Annotated in this window: 25 protein-coding genes; 20 read left to right on the top strand and 5 right to left on the bottom strand. The window is 63.3% G+C overall.

Annotated features, from left to right (window positions below; translation table 11 throughout):
• Positions 1-24: 24 nt before the first annotated feature.
• Positions 25-978, top strand: coding sequence for a 2-hydroxyacid dehydrogenase (locus NCR93_RS18655; protein ID WP_175979516.1), 954 nt, complete (start codon positions 25-27; stop codon positions 976-978).
• A gap of 67 nt (positions 979-1,045) precedes the next feature.
• Positions 1,046-1,942, top strand: coding sequence for a LysR substrate-binding domain-containing protein (locus tag NCR93_RS18650; RefSeq protein ID WP_175979515.1), 897 nt, complete (start codon positions 1,046-1,048; stop codon positions 1,940-1,942).
• Here the strand turns inward: NCR93_RS18650 and NCR93_RS18645 are convergent.
• The 3 genes from NCR93_RS18645 to NCR93_RS18635 all read right to left on the bottom strand — a co-directional run bounded on the left by NCR93_RS18645 (position 1,926) and on the right by NCR93_RS18635 (position 4,989).
• Entirely contained in the window at positions 1,926-3,302 is a 1,377-nt protein-coding gene (locus tag NCR93_RS18645) for an aspartate aminotransferase family protein (protein WP_175979514.1), read from the bottom strand. The two genes, NCR93_RS18650 and NCR93_RS18645, sit on opposite strands and share 17 nt — an antisense overlap.
• A gap of 13 nt (positions 3,303-3,315) precedes the next feature.
• Positions 3,316-4,650, bottom strand: coding sequence for a glutamine synthetase family protein (locus NCR93_RS18640; protein ID WP_008352904.1), 1,335 nt, complete (start codon positions 4,648-4,650; stop codon positions 3,316-3,318).
• Positions 4,651-4,797: 147 nt separating this feature from the next.
• On the bottom strand, positions 4,798-4,989 hold the full coding sequence (locus NCR93_RS18635) for a hypothetical protein (protein WP_008352906.1): 192 nt from the start codon (positions 4,987-4,989) through the stop codon (positions 4,798-4,800).
• A 201-nt stretch (positions 4,990-5,190) separates the two neighbouring features.
• On the opposite strand from NCR93_RS18635, the gene NCR93_RS18630 reads away from it, so the two are divergent.
• From NCR93_RS18630 to NCR93_RS18615, 4 genes are read left to right on the top strand one after another with little or no spacing between them, the layout of a single operon-like run.
• Positions 5,191-7,071 carry an ABC transporter permease gene (locus tag NCR93_RS18630; protein ID WP_175979513.1) on the top strand — a complete coding sequence of 627 codons (1,881 nt, stop codon included), beginning with the start codon at positions 5,191-5,193 and terminating at the stop codon, positions 7,069-7,071.
• On the top strand, positions 7,068-7,853 hold the full coding sequence (locus NCR93_RS18625) for an ABC transporter ATP-binding protein (protein ID WP_175979512.1): 786 nt from the start codon (positions 7,068-7,070) through the stop codon (positions 7,851-7,853). Before NCR93_RS18630 ends, NCR93_RS18625 begins: the two co-directional genes overlap by 4 nt.
• On the top strand, positions 7,850-8,557 hold the full coding sequence (locus tag NCR93_RS18620) for an ABC transporter ATP-binding protein (protein ID WP_249798690.1): 708 nt from the start codon (positions 7,850-7,852) through the stop codon (positions 8,555-8,557). The genes NCR93_RS18625 and NCR93_RS18620 overlap by 4 nt, the downstream gene beginning before the upstream one ends.
• Before the next feature lie 31 nt (positions 8,558-8,588).
• Complete coding sequence (locus NCR93_RS18615) at positions 8,589-9,779, top strand: ABC transporter substrate-binding protein (protein ID WP_175979511.1); 1,191 nt, start codon at positions 8,589-8,591, stop codon at positions 9,777-9,779.
• A gap of 4 nt (positions 9,780-9,783) precedes the next feature.
• On the opposite strand, the gene NCR93_RS18610 is transcribed toward NCR93_RS18615, so the two are convergent.
• Positions 9,784-10,356, bottom strand: a complete 573-nt coding sequence (locus NCR93_RS18610) for a DNA-3-methyladenine glycosylase (protein WP_008352911.1) — start codon at positions 10,354-10,356, stop codon at positions 9,784-9,786.
• Between the two features lie 54 nt (positions 10,357-10,410).
• On the opposite strand from NCR93_RS18610, the gene NCR93_RS18605 reads away from it, so the two are divergent.
• The 6 genes from NCR93_RS18605 (at position 10,411) to NCR93_RS18580 (ending at position 15,049) form a co-directional block, all read left to right on the top strand.
• Positions 10,411-10,842 carry a low affinity iron permease family protein gene (locus NCR93_RS18605; RefSeq protein WP_008352912.1) on the top strand — a complete coding sequence of 144 codons (432 nt, stop codon included), beginning with the start codon at positions 10,411-10,413 and terminating at the stop codon, positions 10,840-10,842.
• A 473-nt stretch (positions 10,843-11,315) separates the two neighbouring features.
• On the top strand, positions 11,316-11,501 hold the full coding sequence (locus tag NCR93_RS18600; RefSeq protein ID WP_175979510.1) for a Flp family type IVb pilin: 186 nt from the start codon (positions 11,316-11,318) through the stop codon (positions 11,499-11,501).
• 32 nt (positions 11,502-11,533) lie between these two features.
• Complete coding sequence (locus NCR93_RS18595) at positions 11,534-12,043, top strand: A24 family peptidase (protein WP_008352914.1); 510 nt, start codon at positions 11,534-11,536, stop codon at positions 12,041-12,043.
• A gap of 12 nt (positions 12,044-12,055) precedes the next feature.
• Positions 12,056-13,018 (top strand): Flp pilus assembly protein CpaB, encoded by a 963-nt coding sequence (cpaB, locus tag NCR93_RS18590; RefSeq protein ID WP_008352917.1) that lies wholly within the window; start codon positions 12,056-12,058, stop codon positions 13,016-13,018.
• 245 nt (positions 13,019-13,263) lie between these two features.
• The gene (locus NCR93_RS18585; RefSeq protein ID WP_372492487.1) at positions 13,264-14,652 is read left to right on the top strand and encodes a type II and III secretion system protein family protein; all 1,389 of its coding nucleotides are present in this window, start codon (positions 13,264-13,266) and stop codon (positions 14,650-14,652) included.
• A 10-nt stretch (positions 14,653-14,662) separates the two neighbouring features.
• The gene (locus NCR93_RS18580) at positions 14,663-15,049 is read left to right on the top strand and encodes a CpaD family pilus assembly lipoprotein (RefSeq protein WP_175979509.1); all 387 of its coding nucleotides are present in this window, start codon (positions 14,663-14,665) and stop codon (positions 15,047-15,049) included.
• A gap of 135 nt (positions 15,050-15,184) precedes the next feature.
• Here NCR93_RS18580 and NCR93_RS18575 read toward each other — a convergent pair whose 3' ends face one another.
• Positions 15,185-16,159, bottom strand: coding sequence for an IS5 family transposase (locus tag NCR93_RS18575; RefSeq protein ID WP_250532274.1), 975 nt, complete (start codon positions 16,157-16,159; stop codon positions 15,185-15,187).
• 101 nt (positions 16,160-16,260) lie between these two features.
• On the opposite strand from NCR93_RS18575, the gene NCR93_RS18570 reads away from it, so the two are divergent.
• The 8 genes from NCR93_RS18570 to NCR93_RS18535 are packed head-to-tail and all read left to right on the top strand — an operon-like array spanning position 16,261 to position 24,731.
• The gene (locus NCR93_RS18570) at positions 16,261-17,481 is read left to right on the top strand and encodes a CpaE/TadZ family protein (protein WP_008352922.1); all 1,221 of its coding nucleotides are present in this window, start codon (positions 16,261-16,263) and stop codon (positions 17,479-17,481) included.
• Complete coding sequence (locus tag NCR93_RS18565; protein ID WP_008352923.1) at positions 17,481-18,905, top strand: TadA family conjugal transfer-associated ATPase; 1,425 nt, start codon at positions 17,481-17,483, stop codon at positions 18,903-18,905. The genes NCR93_RS18570 and NCR93_RS18565 overlap by 1 nt, the downstream gene beginning before the upstream one ends.
• A complete protein-coding gene (locus NCR93_RS18560) occupies positions 18,902-19,876 on the top strand; it encodes a type II secretion system F family protein (protein ID WP_175979508.1) in 975 nt (324 codons plus the stop codon). The genes NCR93_RS18565 and NCR93_RS18560 overlap by 4 nt, the downstream gene beginning before the upstream one ends.
• Complete coding sequence (locus NCR93_RS18555; protein WP_175979507.1) at positions 19,873-20,838, top strand: type II secretion system F family protein; 966 nt, start codon at positions 19,873-19,875, stop codon at positions 20,836-20,838. The genes NCR93_RS18560 and NCR93_RS18555 overlap by 4 nt, the downstream gene beginning before the upstream one ends.
• Positions 20,835-21,710 carry a tetratricopeptide repeat protein gene (locus NCR93_RS18550; protein WP_175979506.1) on the top strand — a complete coding sequence of 292 codons (876 nt, stop codon included), beginning with the start codon at positions 20,835-20,837 and terminating at the stop codon, positions 21,708-21,710. Before NCR93_RS18555 ends, NCR93_RS18550 begins: the two co-directional genes overlap by 4 nt.
• Positions 21,707-22,201: a TadE/TadG family type IV pilus assembly protein gene (locus tag NCR93_RS18545; RefSeq protein WP_008352927.1), complete on the top strand. Its 495-nt coding sequence runs from the start codon at positions 21,707-21,709 to the stop codon at positions 22,199-22,201. The genes NCR93_RS18550 and NCR93_RS18545 overlap by 4 nt, the downstream gene beginning before the upstream one ends.
• Entirely contained in the window at positions 22,198-22,944 is a 747-nt protein-coding gene (locus NCR93_RS18540) for a TadE/TadG family type IV pilus assembly protein (protein ID WP_239294390.1), read from the top strand. The genes NCR93_RS18545 and NCR93_RS18540 overlap by 4 nt, the downstream gene beginning before the upstream one ends.
• Positions 22,920-24,731 carry a TadE/TadG family type IV pilus assembly protein gene (locus NCR93_RS18535; protein WP_239294391.1) on the top strand — a complete coding sequence of 604 codons (1,812 nt, stop codon included), beginning with the start codon at positions 22,920-22,922 and terminating at the stop codon, positions 24,729-24,731. The genes NCR93_RS18540 and NCR93_RS18535 overlap by 25 nt, the downstream gene beginning before the upstream one ends.
• Positions 24,732-24,787: the final 56 nt, after the last annotated feature.

The raw sequence follows: 24,787 nt of genomic DNA, 5'->3' as shown, positions 1-24,787 counted from the left end.
AACGAACACCATGGAGCACGCGAATTGAAGCCGAGCATTCTGCAACTCAATCCCATCCTCGTACCGGCCATCAATGAAAAGCTGAATGCGCTTTATACGATGCATCGGCTGTTCGAGCAGGAAGACAAGGACGCGTATATCCGCGAACACGGCGCTTCGATTCGCGGCGTGATTACCGGCGGACATACGGGCATCGCCAACGATCTCATCGAACGCTTGCCTGCATTGCAGGTGATCGCGGTGAACGGCGTCGGCACCGATGCCGTCGACCTCGAATTCGCGCGCTCGCGCGGGTTGCCGGTGACGGGTACGTTCGGCGCGTTGACCGAAGATGTTGCCGATCTCGCCATCGGTCTCATCCTGACCACGCTGCGCGAGATCTGCCCCGGCAACGATTTCGTGAAGACCGGCAAGTGGGTGAACAACCCGAGCCCGAGCGCGATTCCGTTGTCGCGCCGATTCAGCGGCAAGCGCGTGGGCATCGTGGGCCTCGGCAAGGTGGGCCGCGCGATTGCGCTACGCGCCGCCGCGTTCGGTTGTCCGATCGCTTATACCGATGTACGCGCGATGGACGATATCGACTATCGCTTCGTGCCCGATCTGCTGTCGCTTGCGCGCGAAAGCGACATTCTCGTGCTCGCCGCTGCAGCCGATAAAGCGAAGGGCATCGTTAATGCGGCCGTGCTCGATGCGTTGGGCAAGGACGGTTATCTCATCAACATCGCGCGCGGCAAGCTCGTCAAGGAAAGCGATCTCGTCGAAGCGCTGTCGCGTGGCGTGATCGCGGGCGCGGGCCTGGATGTTTTCGTCGATGAGCCGAATGTGCCGGCCGAATTGTTCGGCATGGATCGCGTCGTGCTGCAGGCGCATCGCGCGAGCGCAACGGTCGAATCGCGCACGGCGATGGGCGAGATGGTGCTCGCGAGTCTCGCTCAGGCTCTTGCGGGACAGCGCCCCGAAGGCAGCCTCACGACCTGACGCACGCGCATGAACGCGTCCGGGGCGAACATATAATGATCGGCCATCACCTCAACGTCGATTACGAATGCTCGATCTCGGACAAGTACGTTGCTTCGTTGCGGCCGCGACGGAACTGAACTTCAGGCGCGCGGCCGCGCTGCTCAACATGACGCAGCCGCCGCTTTCCAGACAGATTCATCTGCTCGAAGAAAACCTCGGCGTGAAGCTGTTCGAGCGCGTCGGGCGCACGGTCAAGCTGACGACCGAAGGGCGCGTGTTTCTCGCCGATGCAACGCGCCTGCTCAATCTTTCCGAGCAAGCCGAAAGCACCGTGAGGCGCGCGAGCAAGGGCAAGACCGGGCGCGTACGCATTGGCTTCACGGGCGCGGCGGGCTATGAGCTGATACCCGAACTGCTCGTCGCTGCGAAGCGCGATTTGCCCGATATCGACGTCGTGCTGCTCGAGATGATTTCCGTCGCGCAGATCGAAGCCTTCGAGGCAAACGCGATCGATCTCGGCTTCATGCGGCCGCTGCCTTCGCGGCAGAAAGTGGAGTTTCTTCTCGTCGACCGCGAGCCGATGATCGTCGCATTGCCTGCGGGACACGCGCTGCGCCGTTTCGACCGGCTCGAACTCACGCAGTTGCACGAGCAGCCCTTCATCATGCATTCGCCCACGCACGGCAAATACTTCTACGACCGCATCATGAGCATGCTCGTCGCCGATGAAGTGAAGCCGCACTTCACGCAATACATCGATCAGACGCCGACCATTCTTTCGCTCGTGCGTGCAGGGCTGGGCGTATCGATTCTGCCCGCATCGTCGCAACGGTTTCATTACGACAGTGTCGAGTTCAGGGAAATTGCGGGCAACGCCGTTCAGGCCGAAATGAGCATGGCGTGGCGTGCCGATCAAGACAATCCCGCCGTCACGGCGTTTAGGCACATGGCGGCGGAGTACTTCGCTACGCGGCGTGCGTGATCGCGCGCGCGGTCGCATCGATGGCGGCGCGAGCTTTATCGACGATTTCGTCGATCTCGTCATGCGTGACGACGAGCGGCGGCGAAAGCAGCATGCGATCGTGACTCGCGCGCATCACGAGATTGCCCGCGAAACAGAAGTCGCGGCATATCGTGCCGATATCGTCGCCATTGGCAAAGCGCTTTTTCGTCGCGCGGTCTTCGGCAAGCTGAATGCCGGCGACGAGCCCCGTGCCCGCAATTTCACCGACGATCGCATGATCGCTTAACGCCTCGCGCAATCGCTTTTGAAAGTACGGCCCCGCATCGTGCTTTACGCGCGCGACGATGCCTTCGTCTCGCAGCAACTTGAGGTTAGCCACGGCCACCGCAGCCGCGACCGGATGCCCCGAATACGTGAAGCCGTGATTGAATTCGCCGCCATTCACGATTGCATTCGCGATGCGATCCGACAGCGCGACGGCGCCCATCGGCACATAGCCGCTCGTAAGACCTTTTGCGATCGTGATGACATCCGGCTCGAAGCCGAAGTGCTCGTGCGCGAACCACTCGCCTGTGCGGCCGAAGCCGCCGATCACTTCATCGGCGATCAAGAGCACGTCATGCTTGCGGCAGATGCGCGCGATCTCCGGCCAATAACTCGATGGCGGAAAGATCACGCCGCCCGCGCCCTGAAACGGCTCGCCGATAAAAGCGGCGACGTTCTCCGCGCCGAGTTCGACGATCATATCTTCGAGCTGACGCGCACGCGCAATGCCGAATTCCTCTTCGTTCATCGCGCCGCCTTCACCGAACCAGTATGGCTGATCGATATGCGCGACATGCTCCATCTTCGATGGCATCTGCTCGTGCATATAGCGCATGCCACCGAGCGTTGCGCCCGCGATCGTCGAGCCGTGATACGCATTCGCACGCGCGATGACATAGCGTTTTTTCGTTTGTCCTTGCACGGCCCAATAGCGATGCACGGCGCGCAGCGCCGTATCGTTGGCCTCCGATCCGCTGTTGCAATAAAGAAAGCGATTGAACTTCGCGGGCGCGACGTCGGCAAGCATCGCCGATAACTCGATGATCGGCGGATGCGTCGTCTTGAAGAAGGTGTTGTAGTAAGGCAGTTCCTGCATCTGTTTCAGTGCGGCATCGGCGAGTTCGCGGCGTCCATAGCCGACGTTCACGCACCACAAGCCCGCCATGCCGTCGATGATGCGCGTTCCCTCCGAATCCCACAGATACACGCCTTCGGCCTTCACGATCACGCGGCTGCCCGCGCGATTGAGCGCGCCCATATCGGAGAACGGATGCAGATGATGCGCGGCGTCGAGCGCGCGGTAATGCGCCGTCGAATCGATTCGATCGTTCATGTTGTCGGCTCCTTCAAACGTGCAATAGCAGATGCTTGCGTTCCCACGAACTGATCACGCGGAAGAACGCTTCGTATTCGGTTTCCTTCAGCGCGAGATAGGCGCGCACGAACTTCTCGCCGAACATTTCGGCAAGCGGCTCGCAAGCGCCCATCAGCGTGAGGCCTTCGTCGAGATTGCGCGGCAATTGATAAGGCTGGCGATAACCATCGCTCGCGAGCGGTTCGGTCGGTTCGAGATGTTGCGTCATGCCGAGATAACCCGCGGCGAGCGTGGCGGCAATCGCGAGATACGGATTGCAATCGACGCCCGGAATGCGATTCTCGATGCGTCGTGCCTGCGGCGACGAGTGCGGCACGCGAAAGCCGACGGTGCGGTTGTCATAGCCCCATTGCACGTTGATCGGCGCGGCCATGAAGCGCGATAGCCTGCGATAAGAGTTGATATACGGCGCGAAGATCGGCATGAGCGCGGGCGTGTATTTCTGCAAGCCGGCGATGTAGCTATAGAAGAGTCCCGTCGGTTCGCCTTCGCGATTGGTGAAGAGATTGCGGCCGGTCTCGTCATCGACGAGGCTCTGATGCACATGCATCGCCGAACCGGGTTCGTTTTCCATCGGCTTCGCCATGAAGGTCGCGTACATCTTGTGGCGCAGCGCGGCCTCGCGCACCGTGCGTTTGAAAAGAAACACGCGGTCCGCGAGATTGAGCGGATCGCCATGCAGAAAGTTGATTTCCATCTGCGCCGCGCCCACTTCGTGAATCAGCGTATCCACTTCGAGCTCCTGCATCTCGCAGTATTCATAGATGTCTTCGAAAAGCGGATCGAACTCGTTGACGGCATCGATCGAGTACGCCTGACGCCCCGTTTCCGCGCGCCCCGTTCTGCCCACCGGCGGTTGCAATGGCAGATCGGGATCGCGATTCATATCGACGAGAAAGAACTCGAGTTCGGGCGCGACGACAGGCCGCCAGCCCTTGGCGGCGAATTTATGAAGCACTTCGCGCAGCACGCGACGCGGCGAAATGGCGACAGGCGTGCCGTCGAAATGCACGCAATCGTGGATGACTTGCGCGGTCGGATCGGTGGCCCACGGAATCAGGCGGATCGTCGCGGGATCGGGCACGCAGACCATGTCGGGATCGGTGACGCCGGTGAAGCTGCCATCGACGGGATAGTCGCCCGTCACGGTCTGGATCATCACGGCTTGCGGCAGGCGCATCGCTTCGCCCGATTCGAACTTGCTGCGCGGAATGATCTTGCCGCGCGCGGTGCCGGCCATGTCGGGAATGATCGCTTCAACTTCGGTGATGCGATGTTTTCGCAGGAATTCGTCGATGCGTTCCATGTTCGTTCTCACGTTTCGATAGGGCGCACGCGTCCACGGCCTTCGCGATGCATCGCGAATGCGCGAAGAAGCAGGACGCGCGCGTTCACGCGTGCGGGCGCACGCGCGCGGACCAACAACTGATGGAGAAGAAAACGAGAGGAGGCGCTACGGCAGCAGCGAAGCCGCGCCGACGCAATGCACGGCGATGAACGCGCGCGCGGAAATCGCGTTGCGACGCCGCACGCAGCGGCGGGAGAGGACAGTCAGAACCGACAGGAAGCGGCGATCGGGAAGCTTGCCGCAGCGATCGGCGCGGGAGTGATGGCTCCTGCGTGCCAGAGGGCTTTGGACTTTCACGATAAGACTCGTTGGTCGAGTGGATTTGCAGAGCGATTGCCCATGCCGACAATTGCCCTTCAGCGAGCATATACGAGACATAAACGCCGTCAATACGTTTTTTCCAGTGGTTTTCACGCGGGATGTTTCTGTCGCGCCACGAGAAGGTTGCGCAATTCATCGATAATGTCGGCTCTTTCCGCCGAAATGCTCACAGAGCCGATGCTCTCCAACCTGCTCGTTCAACTCGTCAACGGCCTCGCCGATGCTTCTGCGCTCTTTCTCGTCGCTTCGGGACTGTCGCTGATCTTCGGTGTCACGCGCATCGTCAACTTCGCGCACGGCTCGCTCTATATGCTCGGCGTGTATGTCGCGTACAGCCTAGCGAGCCGCTTCGGCGAAAGCGTCGCGGGGTTCTGGGCGTCGATCGCGGGCGCCGCGCTATTGGTCGGCGCGATCGGCGCAGTAATAGAAGTGAGCGTGCTGAGGCGCATCTATCGCGCGCCGGAGTTGTTTCATCTGCTTGCCACGTTCGCGCTCGTGCTCATCATTCGCGATGCGGCGCTGTGGCTTTGGGGACCGGAAGATCTGTTCGGCCCGCGCGCACCGCATCTCGAAGGCGCGGTGCAGCTGCTCGGTCATGCGTTGCCCACCTATGATCTCGCGCTGATCGTCATCGGCCCGCTTGTGCTGTTCATGCTCTGGTATGCGCTCACGCGCACGCGCTGGGGCACGCTCGTGCGCGCGGCGAGCGCGGATCGCGAGATGCTCGGCGCGCTCGGCGTCAATCAGGCGTGGCTCTTTACCGGCGTGTTCTTCGTCGGCGCGATGCTCGCGGGACTCGGCGGCGCGCTGCAGGTGCCGCGCATGTCGGCGAATCTTTCGCTCGATATGGAGACCATCGGCAATGCGTTCGTCGTCGTCGTGGTCGGCGGCATGGGCTCGATTCCGGGCGCGTTCGTCGCCGCGCTATTGATCGCCGAAATTAAGGCGATGTGCATCGGCATCGGGAACATAACGATCATGGGCGTCGGCTTCTCGCTGTCGAAGTTCACGCTCGTCGCCGAGTTCGTCGTAATGGCGGTCGTGCTCGTGCTGCGTCCGTGGGGACTCTTCGGCCGTCCGCAGACGATCGCACGTTCCGCCGCGCCCGCCGACCGGCCTTTGCTACCCGCCACGCGAAACATGAGGATCGCGGCGTTCATCGCCGTGATCGCGCTTGCGCTCGCGCCGCTCGCCGCCGATGCGTTTCCGTACATGCCCGTGCTGTTCGTCGAGATCATGATCGCGGTGCTGTTCGCCGCGAGCCTGCACTTCATCATGGGACCGGGCGGCATGCACTCGTTCGGTCATGCGGCGTACTTCGGCCTCGGCGCATACGGCGCGGCGCTGTTTCTCAAGGTATTCGCGTTACCAATGGAAGCCGCGCTCGTGCTCGGGCCGCTGATTGCGGGCATCGGCGCGATCGTGTTCGGCTGGTTTTGCGTGCGCTTATCGGGCGTGTATCTCGCGATGCTCACGCTCGCGTTCGCGCAGATCGTCTGGTCCGTCGTCTTTCAATGGGATGCCGTGACGGGCGGCAGCAACGGCATATTGGGCATCTGGCCGTCGCCGTGGCTATCGTCTCCCGTCGCGTTCTACTACCTCACGCTCTTCTTCGCCGTCATCGGCGTATGGCTTTTGCGGCGCATGCTTTTCTCGCCGCTCGGTCTCGCGATGCGCGCCGGTCGCGATTCGCCGTTGCGCGCCGAAGCGATCGGCGTGAACGTCGCGCGCGTGCAGTGGGCCGCGTTCATCGTCGCGGCGCTCGTGTGCGGGCTCGCGGGTTCGCTCTATGCGTTCTCGAAGGGCAACATCTCGCCGGAAGCGATCAGCGTCGGCCGCTCCGTCGACGGCCTCGTGATGGTCCTGCTCGGCGGCATCCAGACGCTTGCCGGTCCGATCGTCGGCGCGAGCGTGTTCACCTGGCTGCAGGATGCCGTCGCGCGTCAGACCGACTACTGGCAAGCGCTGCTCGGCGCGGCGATCCTCGTGCTCGTCATCGCGTTTCCGCAAGGCATCGCGGGTTTCGTGCGCGAGCGCTTTTTCAGGGAGGCGCAATGAGCCTGCTATCCGTCGCGCATCTCTCGAAGTCGTTCGACGGTGTGCACGCCGTCGACGACGTTTCATTCGATCTCGAAGCCGGTCAATTGCTCGCGCTCATCGGTCCGAACGGTGCGGGCAAATCGACGTGCTTCAACATGATCAACGGTCAGCTCAAGCCGACTTCCGGCGCGATCCGCTTCGACGGTCACGATATCGCGGGCATGCGTCCACGCGATATCTGGCGGCGTGGCGTCGCGCGCACGTTTCAGATCGCCGCGACCTTCAGTTCGATGACCGTACTCGAAAACGTGCAGATGGCATTGCTTTCGCGCGAGCGGCGCATCTACAGGCTGTTCGGGCGCGTCGAATCGTGGAGGGAAGACGAAGCGATGGCGTTGCTCGATCTCGTCGGCATGGCGATGCATGCGCGCCGCAGTTGCGCGGTGCTCGCATACGGCGACGTGAAGCGCGTCGAGCTTGCTATCGCGCTTGCAAATCATCCGAAGCTCTTGTTGATGGACGAACCGACCGCTGGCATGGCGCCACAGGAACGCAATGAATTGATGACGCTTACCGCGCGTCTAGCGAGAGAGCGCAACATCGGCGTGCTGTTCACGGAGCACAGCATGGACGTGGTCTTTTCACATGCGGACAAGCTGATCGTGCTCGCGCGCGGACGTCTCATCGCACAAGGCGATGCCGAAGCGATCCGCGACGATGCCCGCGTGCGCGAGGTCTATCTCGGCACGGGCGCATCGTATGCGCCGCGTGCGGCGTTGAATGCGGGGGCATCGTCATGACGCTGCTCAAAGTCGATGCGTTGAATGCGTTCCATGGCCGCGCGCAAATACTGTTCGATGTCGGCTTCGAAGTCGGACGAGGCGAAGTGGTCGCGCTGATGGGCCGCAACGGCGCGGGCAAGTCCACGACGATGAAAGCCGTCATGGGTCTTCTGCCGCGCATATCGGGCGCGGTGTCGTTCATGGGCGAAGACATCGCGGGCATGGCGCCGCATCGCATCGCGCGCAAGGGGCTGGGTTACGTGCCCGAAGATCGCCGCGTGTTCGGCGATCTCACCGTGATGGAGAACCTCGACACGGGCCGGCAGCCGCCGCGCGAAGATGCGCCATCGTGGACGCCCGAAAAGCTCTTTCGCGTGTTCCCGAATCTCGGCGAAATGCGCAATCGCCGCGCGAGCCGCATGAGCGGAGGCGAGCAGCAGATGTTGACCGTATCGCGCACACTGATGGGCAATCCGCGCCTCGTGTTGCTCGATGAGCCATCGGAAGGTGTCGCGCCTGTCATCGTCGAACAAATGGCCGATATGATTCTCGAACTGAAGCGCGAAGGGCTCGCCATACTGCTGTCGGAACAGAATCTGCATTTCGCGGAACTCGTCAGCGATCGCGTTTATGTGCTGGAAAAAGGGCAGATTCGCCATGAAGGCCCGATGCACGCATTCGCGAGCGACGATGCCGCGCGCCGCGAGTTGCTCGGTGTTTAAACGATCATTCAAACGGAGAGGAGAAGATTCAATGGCGCCAATGCGCTTCACTATCGCGGCCATCGCAGCGGGCATGGCGTTCGCCGCGCACGCCGACACCATCAAGATCGGCGAGATCAATAGCTATAAGGCGCAGCCCGCGTTTCTCATGCCGTACAAGAACGGCTGGAATCTCGCGCTCGACGAGATCAACGCGGCGGGCGGCATCAACGGCAACAAGCTCGAAGTCGTCTCGCGCGACGACAACGGCAATCCCGGCGATACGGTGCGCGTCGCGCAAGAGCTCGTCGCGCGCGAGCAGGTGAAATTGCTGTTCGGCGGTTATCTGTCGAATACGGGTCTCGCGCTCGCGGACTTCGCCAAGCAACGGCGCATCTTCTTCCTCGCAGCCGAGCCGCTCACCGACAAGATCGTCTGGCAGGACGGCAACAAGTACACATATCGGCTGCGTCCTTCGACTTACATGCAGGTCGCGATGCTCGTGCCCGAAGCCGCGAAGCTCGGCAAGAAGCGCTGGGCGCTCGTCTATCCGAACTACGAGTACGGGCAATCGGCGGTGGCCACGTTCAAGCGCTTGCTGAAGGCCGCGCAGCCGGATGTCGAGTTCGTCGCGGAGCAGGCGACGCCGCTCGGCAACATCGATGCCGGCGCGGTCACGCAAGCGCTCGCCGATGCAAAGCCCGAAGGCATCTTCAACGTGCTCTTCAGCGCGGACCTCGGCAAGTTCGTGCGTGAAGGCAATACGCGCGGCCTGTTCAAGAATCGCGCGGTCGTATCGCTTTTGACGGGCGAGCCGGATTATCTCGATCCGCTCGGCAAGGAAGCGCCGGTCGGCTGGATCGTGACGGGTTATCCGTGGTATTCGATCGATACGCCGGCGAACAAGAAGTTCGTCGCCGCTTACGAGGCGAAGTATCACGACTATCCGCGCCTCGGTTCGGTCGTCGGCTATACGGCGATGATGTCGATTGCGAACGGCCTGAAGAAAGCGGGCTCGCCCGACGCCGACAAGCTCGCGGCCGCATTCAAGGGCTTGCCTGTCGATACGCCGTTCGGTCCGATCACGTATCGCAAGGAGGACAATCAATCGACGATGGGCGCGTATGTCGGCGTAACCGGGCTGAAAGACGGCAAGGGCGTGATGACGTCCTTCCGTTATGTCGATGGCGCGAGCGTGCAGCCATCGGACGATGAAGTGAAGAAGCTGCGTCCGGCTGACTGAAGCGTCAATCCTTCGGAAAGGGCTTGCTGACGAATTTCGAACCGGCAAGCCCGAAACGCCACGGCACGTCCATCGCCTTGCTGATGCCGATGCGCGGTCCTTGAACGATCGCGCATTCTTCCTCGGGCGGCTCGATATGAAACGGCGCTTCGAGCAGCGACATGCCATTGTTCTTGTGCGTGATGCCGAGCGCCTGCGCGACGCGGCCCGGTCCCGAACACAGCAGTTTGATCGGCGCAAGGCCGCGCCGCTCGCGCATTTCATCGATGCCGACGAGCGGTTCGATCGCGCGAATCAGCACGCCCGCGCCATGACCGGCTTCGCGGCACACGAAATTCATGCACCAGTGAATGCCATAAGAGCGATAGACATAGACATGCGCGGGCGGCCCGAACATGGCTGCATTGCGCGGCGTCGGACCGGAGAAGCTATGCGAGGCCGGATCTTCGCGGTCGTACGCTTCCGTTTCGACGATGCGGCCGCCGATACCGTCGACGGTCACGATCGCGCCGATCAGGCGTTGCGCGACGATCTCGGACGGCGCGTAGAAATCGATGGGTTTGGGCTTCGTGTTCACAAGCGGTATTCTAGCCGCGCCCCGTAGCAGATCCTCAAGCTCAGGAGACGCCGAATGAAGACTTCGTGGTTTCTCAGGTTCTCGAATGCGCTCGCGCAATTAGCGGGCCGCGCATCGACCTTCGTCATCGCCGTGGTGCTCGTGATCGTCTGGGCCGTCTCGGGACCGCTCTTTCACTTCAGCGATACATGGCAGCTCGTCATCAATACGTCGACGACGATCGTCACTTTCCTGATGGTGTTCTTGATCCAGAACACGCAGAACCGCGACACCGCAGCGATGCAGATCAAGCTCGACGAACTGATTCGCGCAATCGACAAGGCGCATAACGCGCTGCTCGATCTCGAAGAGCTCGATGAAAAGGAACTCACGGTTTTTCGCAAGCGTTATGAAAAGCTCGCGCAAGAAGCGCGCGATAATTTCCGCTCGGCAAGCAGCGATATCGACATGCCTTCTTTTCCACAAGACGAGAAGCGCGATGGATAAAGCTTGCATGGAAAGGCATGAAAGAGCGGCCCTGGATAATAATCTTGCGAGCTGCGCAAACTGCGTGACAAAAGCAGGTAATAAAAGGTAATCTTGCGTTTTCGCGGCGGCGCGGTTCGCGCTGCGCCGCGCGCTTGGCTCCGGATCGCTCAGGTTTTGTCGAGCCGTTTCTTACGAGCGCATTTCGCCAGAAATCAGTAGACGGTTTCTCTAAAGTTTGCGGGATCTGCTTAAAACGATAGGGCGCCCGTCTTGTCGATTGGTTAAAAATAAAAAAAGAAAAAATCCACTCTCTAAAGTATTTCGGATTGTTGCCGACAAAGGGCGCGCGCATCGTTTTTCTAAACCTCGGAAAGAGGCCATTTCAGGCTTTAATTCGCGAAGTTATTCCTTCCCAAAATGGCTAGGATGGGTCCTGCCCGGTATTCCTTTTGCCGGGTCCACACCTACCTAAACCCTTGAAGGAAAGAAAAATGCGCAAACTGATGAAGGCATTCGTGCGCGACGAGCGCGGCGTCAGCGCGATGGAGTATGCAGTCCTGGCCGGCATCGTCGTGCTGGCGCTCGGCGCGATGGCGAGCACGTTCAGCACCAGTGTCGGAACGATGTTCTCGACCCTGTTCGACAAGGTCACGACGGCACAAAGCAGCGCGAACTAACAAGCGCCGGCCCACACAACAACGAGACCAACGTGCAGCTCTTGTCTCTTGCCATCCGCCTGATCGTGCTCTGCGTGCTGCTCTGGCTCGCGGTCATCGACGTGCGCTCCCGACGCCTGCCGACCAAAATCGTGCTGGTCGTCGGGGCGCTCTTCTTTGCCGACGCGCTGGCGCGCCGCATGCCGGTCGACGATGTCATCGTGCATCTGCTGCTCGCGATTGGCGTATTCCTGGTCTGCGCCGTGCTGTTCGCGGCGAAAATGCTGGGCGGAGGCGATGCGAAACTCGCCTCCGTGATTTTTCTCTGGGCCGGACTCGCTTTGTCCTTGCCCGCCTTAACCCTGATTTCCGTGATCGGGACCGTCGTGTCCCTCATCAGCCTCGCGACGCGCCACATGGACCCCGTGCAACGGTTCATGCCCATGAAAGCGCTCGCGATGTTCTCCGGCGCGCGCGGCGTTCCGTACGGCGTGGCCCTCGCGCTCGGCGGCGGTCTCGTGATCGTGCTGCCGGCGCTCATGCCCTTCTTTGCGATCCGATAGGACGGCGCGCTCATGTCCAACATCATCAAGTTCGCCATGCTTCTGATCGGCGCGCTGCTCATCGCGCTCATCGTGCGCGTCGTGGTCGCGAGCGCTTCGCGCCCGGCCAATCAGCCCGTGACGACCGAGAAGGTGCAGGTGAGCGCCGCTGATCTGCCCCAAGGCCTGCTTCTGCGCGACGAAGACCTCGCGTGGAAGGCGATGCCCGCCAACCAGATTCCGCCCAACGCGATCATTTCGGGCGCGCAGAACGCGCCCGACCTCAAGGGCGCGCTGCTGCGCCATCCGGCCGCGAGCGGCGCGGTGCTGACCGCGGCCGATGTCTTTTTGCCGAACGCACCCGGCTTTCTCGCCGCGACGCTCAAGCCCGACATGCGCGCCGTGTCCGTCGCGGTCGATGACGTCTCCGGCAACGCAGGTCTGATTCAGCCGGGCGATTACGTCGATCTGTTGCTGACGCAGCAAATGGAGCGCCGCACCGATTCGCCGGACATGGCCGTATCGAGCGAAACCGTGGTCGAGCACGTACGCGTGCTGGCCGTCGGCTCGGAGATCAAGCGGCCCAAGAACAACGGCGACAGCAGCGAGCCCATCGCGCGCGCCCGCACCGTGACGCTCGAAGTGACGCCGCGCATGGGCGAGGTCGTCGCCGTGGCGGCGCGCCTCGGTTCCCTTTCGCTCGCGCTGCGCAGCTTCGCGACCGACAAGCGCGATCCGAACGCATCGGCGACTGCGGCGGCGCCTGCATCGTCCGCGCAGCACGCGCCGATCTGGGCCGGCGACATCTCGCGCGCCGTGCGGGATCTGCCGCGCTCGCGCCAGACGCAGGTCAGCGCGCCGGTTCGCGTGGCGGCGCCCGCGCGTCCGGTCACGATCTATCGCGGATCGGAGAAGGGCGAAGCCGGTGCGACGGTCGCGCAGGTCGGCGGATCGTCGGACGCCGCGCCGCCGATTCCGAGCGTGCCGGCCCGATGAGCATCGTCCGCCGCGGCCGAACGCGGCGCCGATATGGAGCAGCAGCATCAAGTCACGGCAGCACAGTGCCAGGATCGAATCTCATGAGAACGCAGTTGGACTTCAGCAGCATCGAAAGACGGAGCGCGCGAACCGTGCAGAACGCACGAATCGCGCTCGCGTGCGCCGGCGCGCTGCTGGCGGGGTCCGTAGCGGCGGCGCAGCCGGTCATGTCCACGAAGCCGGGCGATGACGCCGCGCCCGCCATGCAGCTCGCGCAGCAGCCTCGCGTGCGCGCCGCGGCGTCTGCGCGGACCGCGCTCGCCGCCCAGGCGGACGCCGCCGTCACGCTCGGCCCGCTTACGCTCGACGCGGGCAAGGGCACGATGCTGCGCCTGCCCGAGGATGCGACTTCGGTGTTCGTGGCCGACCCGTCGATCGCGGACGTGCATGTGCCTTCGCCCAAGACCGTGTTCGTGCTCGGCAAGAAGAACGGCACGACGACCTTGTATGTGCTCGGGCCGGGCAACAAGACGCTGCTTCAGCGCACCGTGGTCGTCGCGCGCGACATGCTCTCGGTGCGCAACATGCTCGCCGCGCGCTTTCCGAACCTGAACCTGCAGACGAGCTCGGGCCAGGGCTCGCTGCTCGTCTCCGGCCAGGTGCCGACTTCCAGCGATGCCGATGCGATCGTGCAGGCGCTGACGCCGTTTCTCGCCGACAAGGAAGTGCTCATCAACCGCCTGACGGTGGACCGTCCGCTGCAGGTGCAGTTGCGCGTGCGCATCACGGAAGTGGACCGCAACGTGACGCAGCAGCTCGGCATCAACTGGCAGGCGCTCGGCAATTCGGGCAACTGGCTCGGCGGGCTCTTCGCGGGCCGCGCGATCCAGAATCTGAGCCAGCCGATCGTCGGTTCGAACGGCGGCGTCGTGTATCCGATCAACCTGCCGTCCAACAACGCGTTCTCGGTTCTCGCGGGCTTCAAGGCGGGCAATACGGACATTCGCGCGCTCATCGACGCACTGAATCAGGAAGGCCTGCTCACCGTGCTCGCCGAGCCGAATCTCGTCGCGATGTCCGGCCAGACCGCGAGCTTCCTCGCGGGCGGCGAGTTTCCGATTCCCGTCTCGCAGACCAACGGCGCGATCTCGGTCGAATTCAAGCAGTTCGGCGTCAAGCTCGACTTCACGCCGACCGTGCTCAACGAACGCCGCATCAGCCTGAAGGTGCGCCCGGAAGTGAGCCAGATCGATTCGACCGCGAGCGTGACGACCGGCGGCGTGACCGTGCCGGGCCTCTCGGTGCGCCGCGCCGATACGACCGTCGAGCTGGCGAGCGGCCAGAGCTTCGCGATCGGCGGGCTGTTGCAGAGCAATACCACCGACATCGTTTCGCAGATTCCCGGCATCGGCTCGATTCCGGTGCTCGGCAAGCTGTTCTCGTCGTCGAATTACCAGAACAACAAGACCGAGCTGGTCATCATGGTGACGCCGTATCTCGTCGAGCCGACCGATCCCGCGAAGCTGCGTTCGCCGCTCGATTCGCTGATCTCGCCTTCGAGCGACGTCGAATACAGCTTCCAGCGCAAGGCGGGCGCGCAGCCGTCCGCATCCGAACCGCGTCTCGTCGGCGCGGCGGGCTACGTCTACTGAGCGCCCAGCCATGAAACTCGCACTTCGCCCGACCCGCGTCTCGACCCTCGCCGTGCTGCTCGCGCTCGCGTGCGGCCTGTCCGGGTGTTTCCACCCGCCGCGCAACATGCCCAACGAATCGGTGATCGGCTATGACGGCACCGGCGCCGTGCCGCCCGATTGCGCGGCGCTCTCGCGCCCGCCCGTTCTCTCCGATGCCGGCAGGCAGCGCCCGTCGATGCAATGGGGCTGCGCGACCTACACGAATCTCGCGGCGCAGCTCGCGCATCCGGCCGATATCGTCGCGCCGCAGCCGCTCGGCCCCGCCGACGGCGCGACCGCCGCCAGCGCGATGCGCCGCTACGAAACCGGCCACGTCCTCCAGCTCGACAAGTCGTCGACGCGCGATTCGAACTAGGGCAACGCTGAACAAGCCGTTGTATTTATCAAATTGGGCGCGAACACAGGTGGGTTTATCGTGAGCGAAGCTTTGCCGCTGCATTTCTTGCCCACCTGGGCGTTGCGCACGGGCCTGCGGCCCGCTTTTCGCCCATTACGGGCGTACCTGTGCCATCAATCGCCTGCGCGAGAGATAGACGTTGCTCAACGCCAGCGCGACGAAGGCGCGATTGGCGTTCTTCGCCAGACCGCGATAGCGTACCTTCGAGAAGCCCCACAGGCGCTTGACGACAGCAAACACGTGCTCAACCCGAGCCCTGATCTTCGACTTGTTGCGATTCTTGCCGCGCGCTACCTCGTCAACTTTACCCGCGCGGCGCGTACGCTGATTGGTGAAGTCGCGTGCCTTGGGGGCCTTGTCACGGATCAGCGCTTTCTGGCTCGCATAGGCGCTATCTCCATAGACGCGTTGCTCTTGCCCATGCAGCAATTTCGGCAGCGGATGTTTGTCGTGCACGTTGGCCGACGTGACCACCGCGCTATGTGCCAGGCCGCTTTGACTATCGACCCCGATGTGCAACTTCAAGCCGAAATACCACTGCTTTCCTTTGCGCGTCTGATGCATCTCGGGGTCGCGCGCCTGCTGCTTGTTTTTGGTCGAGCTGGGGGCGGCGATCAACGTCGCGTCCACGATCGTGCCGCTGGCAAGCTTCATACCGCTGGCTTGCAGCATCCGCCCCACCTCCGCGAAGAGCCGTTCACCCAGTTGGTGCTTCTCAAGCAGGCGCCGAAATTTGAGCAGCGTTGTCGCATCCGGGACGGCTTCGCAGCCCAGATCAATGCCCACGAAGCAACGCAGGCTGGTGCTGTCATACAAAGCCTCTTCGCAAGCGAAGTCGGCCAGATTGAACCAGTGCTGCACGAAGTGAATCCGCAGCATGCGTTCCAAACCAATCGGCGGGCGACCGTTACCCCGTTTCGGGTAATACGGTTCAATTACCGCGCACAGTTCGGTCCACGGAACGATCCTGTTCATCGTGTCGAGAAACTCGTCGCGTCGCGTGCGTTTGCGCCGAGTCTCGAAACCCGCACCTTGATCCGCGGCCATCGCGAGCGTCTGCTGTTTCATTGTCTTTTGGCTTACTCGTTGCTTGTGCGCTCTATAACGCTTGACCCGCACAAGCGGTGGACTTAATCAGCGTTGCCCTAGCGCCTTCACGGACCGAGAACATGAGCACCACCGAGATCAGCTTCTTCAAAGGCAAGCAGGGCGTCCGGATCGCCGACTTCATCGCGTTCGTGGCGGACCGCAAGACCGAGCAGGTCCTGAAGAGCTTCGTGCTCGAACAGGCGATGCCGCACGTTCACATCGCCGTCGGCAACGTGGACGACGCCATCGCGCATCTGTCGAAGATCGAGCGATCGCCGCTCTTTCTGCTCGTCGATCTGGAAGGATCGGTGATGCCGCTCTCCGACCTCGGCCGTCTCGCGGAAGTGTGCGAGCCCTCGGTGCAGGTGGTCGCGATCGGGGAGCGCAACGACGTCGGCCTGTTCCGCAGCCTGCTCAAGATCGGCGTGCGCGACTATCTCGTCAAGCCGCTGACGGTCGAGCTGCTCAAGCGCACCGTCAACGTCTCCGAGGGCAAGGTGAGCCCGGTGACGCTCGCGCGCGCCGGCAAGACCATCGCGTTCGCGGGCGCGCGCGGCGGCGTCGGCGTGACGACGCTCGCGCTCAATCTCGCGCGTTATCTCGCCGAGGACACGCATCGCCGCGTGGCGTACGTGGACCTGAAGATGTGCGGCGGCGCCGCCAACAGCATGCTCGGCACGCAGAGCAACAACGGCCTCGTCGACGTGCTGCAGAACGTGCATCGTCTCGATCCGCAATATGTCGAACGCACGCTGGTCTCGAACGGCAGCCGCCTCTTCATCCTGTCGGCGGATATCGACTACGGCACGACGAAGCAGTTCGAGCCGGGCGCGCTGCGCCGCGTCGTCGAGCTCTTGTGCGACAGCTTCCATTACGTGATTCTCGATATCGGCGATCCGAACGGCCCGCTCGCCGCCGAAGCCTTCGATCACGCGTCGCGCGTGTATCTCGTCGCGGACCGCTCGGTACATGCGACCCGCGAGACGATCCGCATGCTGCGCTACATCGAGGATCGCGACAACAATCCGCCGACTTCCGTGGTGCTCAACAATCCGAACGCGGCGGCCGCAGGGAAGGTGCAGCAAACGGATTTCATGACGGCGATCGGCCGCACCGTGCTGCACGAAGTGCAGTTCGAGCCGAAAGCGCTCGCGACCGCCGAGAACCTTGGCGAAGCGCCGGTCGAGCGCGCGCAGAACGGCTTCACGCAGACTATCGCGCGCATCGCCAATGACCTCACCGGCCAGCACGCGACGGTCGAGCGCTCGTTCCTGAGCAAGTTCAAGCTCCGGAGGGCGTGATGTTCGGGCAAAAGCAGGTGCGCGCGGAGCCGCCGTCCGATTCCCGCGACGGCGCGAACGGACAGCCGCAAGGTGAGGCGCCGCCGCTTTCGCTCGTCGAGAAGCAGGCCGCCGCGCCCGCGCCTGCGCCCGTGCGCTCGCAGCAGCCGGACGGCAACGAAGCGCTCGTGCGCTCCGATCTCTTCAAGACGATCCGCGCGGGCGTCTTCGCGGCGATGAATCCGTCGGCGGCCGTCGGCAAGACGCGCGAGCAGATGAAGCCTGCGGTCGAAACGCTGGTGCTCGATGTCGCGGAGCGCGAGCGCCTGAACGTCACGATCGCGGAGCAGGTGCAGATCGTCGGCGAGCTGCTGAACGACATGTTCGGTCTCGGCCCGATCGAACCCTTGCTCGCCGATGAAACCATCACCGACGTGCTCGTCAACGGTCCCGATCAGGTCTGGGTCGAGCGGCACGGCCGGCTCGAACTGACCAACTGCAAGTTCCGCGACAACGCGCACGTCGTCAACGTCGCGCAGCGCATCGCGGCGGGCGTCGGACGTCGTGTCGACGAAAGCAGTCCGATGGTCGATGCGCGTCTCGCCGACGGCAGCCGGGTAAACGTCGTGCTGCCGCCGCTCGCGATCCACGGCGCGTCGATCTCCATCCGCAAGTTCTCGAAGCGCAACATCACGCTGCATCGCATGGCGACGCAGGGCAACCTGTCCGCGCAAATGGCGACCGTGCTCAAGCTCGCGAGCACATGCCGCCTCAACATCATCGTGTCGGGCGGGACCGGCTCGGGCAAGACGACGCTGCTCAACGCGCTGTCTCATTTCATCGGCCACGGCGAGCGCACGGTGACGATCGAGGATGCGGCCGAACTGCAACTCGTGCAGCCGCACGTCGTGAGTCTGGAGACGCGGCCGGAGAATGCCGAAGGTCTCGGCGCCGTGACGCAGCGCGATCTCGTGCGCAATGCGCTGCGGATGCGCCCGGACCGCATCATCCTCGGCGAAACGCGCGGCCCCGAAGCGTTCGACGTGCTGCAGGCGATGAACACCGGCCACGACGGTTCGATGACCACGATCCACGCGAACACGCCGCGCGACGGCATCACGCGTCTCGAATCGATGGTGATGATGGCGAACGGCAACCTGCCGCTCTTGTCGATCCGCCGTCAGATTGCGAGCGCCGTGCATTTCATCGTGCAGATCGAGCGCATGCGCGACGGCATGCGGCGCGTGACGCGCATCACCGAGCTCGTCGGCATGGAAGGCGACGTCATCATCACCCAGGATCTGTTCACGTTCCGCTACGACGCGAGCGCCTACAGCGAAGAAGTGAAGGGCGTCTTCGAAACCGCCGCCGTGCGTCCGGCCTTCGCGCAGCGCGCCGCGTACTACGGCCTCGAAGATGCGCTTCTGGAAGCGATGAAGCCATGAACCTCGTCAATCTCATCACCGTCGCTTCGTTCGTCTGCGTGATGCTGTTCGGCGTGATGGTCGTCATCGTGCAAGACATGCGCAACAATCAGCCGCCGTCGCGTATCCGCCAACGCATGCAGACATCGTTCGCCGGGCGCGGCGCGAACGTGGCGAAGGCCAGCAAGCACGATCTCGACATCTTCCACGTCAATCGCCACGAGAACGCTTTCACGCGCTGGACCGGGCCGCGCCTCGCGCGCCTGCGCACGGTCGCGGGCGCGAACGGCCTTCGTATCGTGATCGTCGCGACGCTCGCGGGCGAGCTCGTCGCCGTCATCGTCAACCGTTTCGCGCCGATGCCGGATTTTCTGCCGCCGCTCGTGTCGATCGGCCTGCCGGCGCTCGCGCTGACCCAGTCGTACCGCTTTCTCGTCGAGCGTTTTCGCAAGCGCTTTCTCGACGGCTTCCCCGATGTCATCGACATGATCGTGCGCGCGGTGCGTGCGGGCGTGCCCGTGACGCAGGTGATCGGCAGCGCGGCGAGCGAATGCCGCGAGCCGCTCAAGAGCGAGTTCCAATTGATGGCCGACTCGCTGCAGGTCGGCCTCGATCTGGAAGAAGTGCTCGCGGTGGCGATGCGGCGCATCGAGATCGCGGATTTTTCGTTCTTCTGCGTATGTCTGCTGCTGCAGCGCGAAACCGGCGGCCAGCTCGGCGAGACATTGGAAAACCTGTCGGGCATCGTTCGCACGCGCCGCGAGATTCGCCAGAAAACCAAGGCGCTGACGGGCGAGGCGCGCATCACGACGAAGATTCTCGCGGCGATTCCGGTTGTCATCATGGGATCGATGTACGCGCTCAACCGCGACTATCTGATGGTGCTGTTCAACACCGATTCGGGTAACAACGTGCTCACGTTCGGCGTGATTTCCATCGTCGTGGGCCTGATCGTGATCGGCAAGATGTCGAAACTCGATACCTCGCGATGAACCAGAACCAGTTCGAAACGCTCATCAATCTGCTGATGCTGTTCGGCCTGTTCGCCGCGCTCGCCATCTGGTGGATGACCAAGCACGGCGGCACGCGCGGGCGCATCGCGGAGCGCGCGCGCATGGCCGCGGCCACGCACCGCTCCGACAACGTCGCGACGGACGACGACGGCGATACGATGACGCGCGGCGAGCGCGTGATGCGCCGGCTCGCGCGCATCGGCGACAAGATCCCGTTCTTCGATGCGAAATATCGGCTCAAGCTGCAGAAGGAAATGGTGCGCAGCGGCTATCGCAGCAACCTCGCGGTGTCGATCCTGCTCGCGGTGAAATTCTTCTGCGGGCTCGCCTGCGCGGCGGCCACCGTGATGCTCGGCTCGCGCATTCCGATGGTCGGCGCGTATCCGGCCGCACGCGGCATCGCGATGCTGATGGTGTTCATCGTCGGCATGATCCTGCCGGAGTACGTGGTCGCGTTCCGGGCGTCGCGCCGCCGCAAGATGATGGCCGGCTGCCTGCCCGATGCGCTCGATCTGCTCGTCATCTGCACGAACGCGGGCAACAGCCTGGGCGTGTCGATCCGGCGCGTGGCCAACGAGCTGAAGACGATCTGCCCGCCGCTCTCCGACGAATTCGCGCTCGCCGCCGACGAGCTCAAGCTATCCGGCGACAGCACGCGCGCGCTCAACAATCTCGCCGAGCGCATCGATCTGCCGTCGATTCGCGCGCTCATCTCGACGCTCACGCAGTCGATGCGCTACGGCACGCCCATCACGCAGGCGCTGCGCACGCTGTCGCGCACCGAGCGTCTCGCGCATATCGTCTCGCTCGAAGAGAAGGCCGCGAAGCTCGCGCCGAAGATGGTCGTGCCGATGATGCTGTTCATTCTGCCCGCCATCATCTCGATCGCGGCGGGCCCTGCCGTCATTCAGTTGCTTGCGTTCATCGCGGGAAATAAATGAAGCCATCCATCCAACGCACCGCGCGTATCGCGGCACTCGCCTCCATGCTCGCACTCATGCTGGCCGCCACCGGCTGCACGACCACCGTGCGCCAGGCGACCGAAACGCGCCCCGTGCTGCGCAACTCCGCGCCGAGCACGATGAGCGAACTGCGCATCGCCGACACGGCGCTCGAATCGAACAACTTCGAGCTCGCGACTTCGCTGTACGAAAAGATCGTGCAGGCCGATCCGAAGTCCGTGCCCGGCCTGACGGGTCTCGGCAACACGCTGTACGGCGTCGGCGATTTCACGCGCGCGGGCGTCTACTATCAGCGCGCGAGCCAGATCGATCCGAAGGCGACGCCGCCGCTCATCGGCATCGCGCGCGTGGCGATTCATCAACGACGTTTCGCCGACGCCATCGCGACGTATCATCGCGTGCTCGCGATCACGCCGAACGATCCGCTCGCCTGCGCGGGCCTCGGCGCGGCGCTCGATCTCTCCGGCGATCACGCGCGCGCGCAAGCGCTGCTGCGCGAAGCGCTGATCGCGAATCCGGGCGATCCGATGCTGTCGCTGAATCTCGGTCTTTCGCTCACGCTGTCGGGCGATCCGCGTCAGGGCGCGAACGTGCTGCTCGACGTGACGCGCTTTCCCGCCGCGCCGCCGCAAGCGCGCCAGAATCTCGCGCTCGCGTACGGCCTGCTCGGCAACGATGAAGCCGCCGCCGCGATCCTGTCGCGCGATTTGCCGAAGGCGTCGGTGCGCGACAACCTGCGTTACTACGAACTGCAGCGCGAGCGCGACGGACAGACGAGCGCGCAGCCGTCGAAGAGCGTCGCCGTCTCCGCGATCGCGACGCCCAAGGTCCAGACGGCGAGCGTGAAATGATCTTGCGCGCGCGGTCGCTCGGAAACCGCCGCTTCTGGAAGCGCATCGCGCGCGACGAGCGCGGCGTATCGGCGATCGAGTTCGCGATCGTCGCGCCGGTGCTGTTCATCCTGATTCTCGGCACGGTCGAAGTCGCGCTCGACATGATCGTCGACGCCTCCGTGCAATACGCGGCGCAGCAGGCCTCGCGCGCGGGGCTCACGACGACCGATCCGTCGAGCGGCACGCGCAGCCAGGAGGCGGCGCGCATCGTCAACAACATTCTCGGCGGCTGGAAGAACATCAACGGCACCGTCGATATCAAGACCTACGCGTACGACTCGTACAACGATATTTCCGCAGGCAACTACGAGGACACGATGGGCGGCTTCGGCGATGTCGTGCTCTACCAGATCACGGTGACGATGCCGACCTTCTCGGGCATTCCGAAGCTCTTCGGCATCAACTCGATGACCTTCCAACGCAACTATCTCGTGCAGAACGAAAAATGAAGCCCGTCAGCGCAACGATGCGATCCCTGTTCGCGGCGGCCGTCACGCGACGCGCGCGCTCGGTGTCGAAACGGCTCATGCGCTCGGAGCGCGGCGCCGTGACGATCGAATTCGTGATCGTCGTGCCCGTGATGCTGCTGATCCTGCTCGGCTTCACCGAGCTGTATCTGTACATGCGCGCCGTGAGTCTCGTCGAGCATACGGCGTTCACGCTCGCGGATTCGATCGGCCAGATGAGCAACGTCATCGACGACACGTCGGACAAGAACAACGCGACCAACGCGAACAGCCTCACGTCGATCTGGGCGGCGGCGGTCACGCTCGCGCAGCCGAACACGCTCGACAGCAAGGGCGGCGTCATCATCACGGCGATCTGCGACCAGAATGTGAACTGCAATTGCACGCAGATGGGCGGAACGCTCGCGCAGACCAAGGGCACGCCGGCGATCATGTGGAGCGCGAAGCCGAAATGGCAGCCGACGGGCATGACGTCGAGCGTCACGGCGACGAAGGTCGTGCCGAGCAACTGGCCGTTCCGCTACGGCGATTCGGCGGTGGCGATCGAAGTCTTCTACCGTTACACGCCGTTCTCGATGACCGCGCCGTTCTGGCGCAGCGCACCGGGCGAGACGACGATCTACGAGCGCGTCTTCGTTCGTCCGCGCAACGGGCAGGTGCTGGCGCTCTCGAACCCATCCTCGACCTTGTCGACATCGCAATGCGAAAGCAGCACGGCCCTCTGAGCGCGCGCAGCGCGCGCAATCTGGTGTGCGGCGACGAGGGCGCCGTCACGATGATGTTCGCGATCTGCGCGAGCATGATGATCGGCTCGATGTGCATGGCCATCGACTCGATCCACTACGAAATGACGCAGGCGCGCATGCAGATGGCGCTCGACGTCGCGACGCTCTCGGCGGGCGCGGATCTCGCGCACTACGACACCACCAAGCCCGCCGATCTCGCCAACTGGAAGACCGACGCTCGCGCGTTCTACGACGTCAACATGCCGTCCGGCTATCTGGCGCTGAACATCCCCAACGCGAATTTCTCGGCGTCGGTGACGGGCGCGCCCGCGACGGGGCAGACCATCAAGCTCTCGGCATCCGGCTCGATGCCGCTGCTCGCGCCGGTCTTCTTCGGCAAGGCCAAGACGGACACGGGTTCCGACAGCGGCAACAACCAGACCAATCCCGACACGGCGACCGTCAGCGCGAGCAACGCGGCGCTGCGCCTGCCCAAGAGCACGCTCGAACTGGTGATGGTGCTCGACAATACCGGCTCGATGTCCGACTACGCGAACACCAAGGACTACACGGCGGGCACGAAGATCACGGGCTTGCGCGCGGCCGCGCAGAATCTCGTCACCAGCATCTTCCAGTCGTCCACGACCGATTCGTATGTCGGCCTCGTGCCGTTCACGACGATGGTCAACGTGAAGAATGCGTTGCAGCCCACCGGCAAGTGGATCACGCCGCTGTTCGACAACTACAACGCCCAGCATATGTCGATGACCGCCAGCAAGAACTGGAAGGGTTCGGGCTGGGGCGGCTGCGCGGTCGAGCCGCGCGACGCGGGCGGCAACCTGCGCGCGGAGGCCTACGAGCCGGCGTCGTCGCCGAACTTCAGGCCCTTCTTCTGGAACGTGCCGAAGAACAGCTTCTCGGTCTACACGTACACCAAATCGACGAAGAACAAGATCACCACCTGCACGATCAACAGCAACCCGACCGTCACGGTCGGCGCGCCGCTCACGTATCTCACGAGCGGCAGCGTGACGACTTCGTGCGGTACGACATACTCGGGCGCAACGCCGCCCGCGATTTACGACCAGTGGTACGTCAATTCGAGCAGCAATTCGACTTCAACCACGACCTACGATCAGAACGGCAATACCAACTACGGCACCAACGGTCCGTGCAACATCGCGCCTGCGCTCTTTCTCACGAAGAGCCAGAGCGATCTGACGACCGCCATCACCAACATGAAGGCGGCCGGCTCGACGCTGATCCCGACCGGTCTCCTGTGGGGCTGGCGCATGCTGAAGTCGTCGTGGTCGGACAATGTGGCGGGCGCGGGCAACGGCTTCATTTCGACCGACACGTCCTTGCCGCGCCCGGAGACGACGCAGGGCTTGCAGCGCGTGGTCATCGTGCTGACGGACGGCGAGAACGATCCGGGCGGATCGACGGGCTTCATGCCGCCGCAGGCATTCAACGGATTGTCGGGCGTGGGCCGCGCGGATCTGACGTCGAGCACGGTGTTCCCCAAAGGCCCCGGCTCGATGGGCTCCGTCGACGACATCAATACGTACCAGCTCGCGGTGTGCTCGGCGATGAAGCAGGACGGCATCATCATCTATTCGATTACGTTCGGCACTTACGGAACGGATACGGCCAGCGTGAGCGCGCAGACGACGATGCAGAACTGCGCGAGCCCCGGCAACTACTATCACGCGCCGAGCAACACGACGCTCAATCAGATCTTCCAGCAGATCGCGGGCAATCTAGGCGTGCTGCGTCTTACACAGTAAGGTTTTCGGGCGAGGCGGGCACGCACGTTGCTCGCTTCGTCAGGGCAAGTCCACTT

Origin of the sequence: Caballeronia sp. ATUFL_F1_KS39 (genome assembly GCF_023630985.1) — a bacterium.
In the GTDB taxonomy this organism is placed as follows: Bacteria; Pseudomonadota; Gammaproteobacteria; order Burkholderiales; family Burkholderiaceae; genus Caballeronia; species Caballeronia zhejiangensis.
The sequence above is the reverse complement of the archived record's forward strand: the minus strand, read 5'-3'. Positions and strand labels throughout refer to the sequence as shown.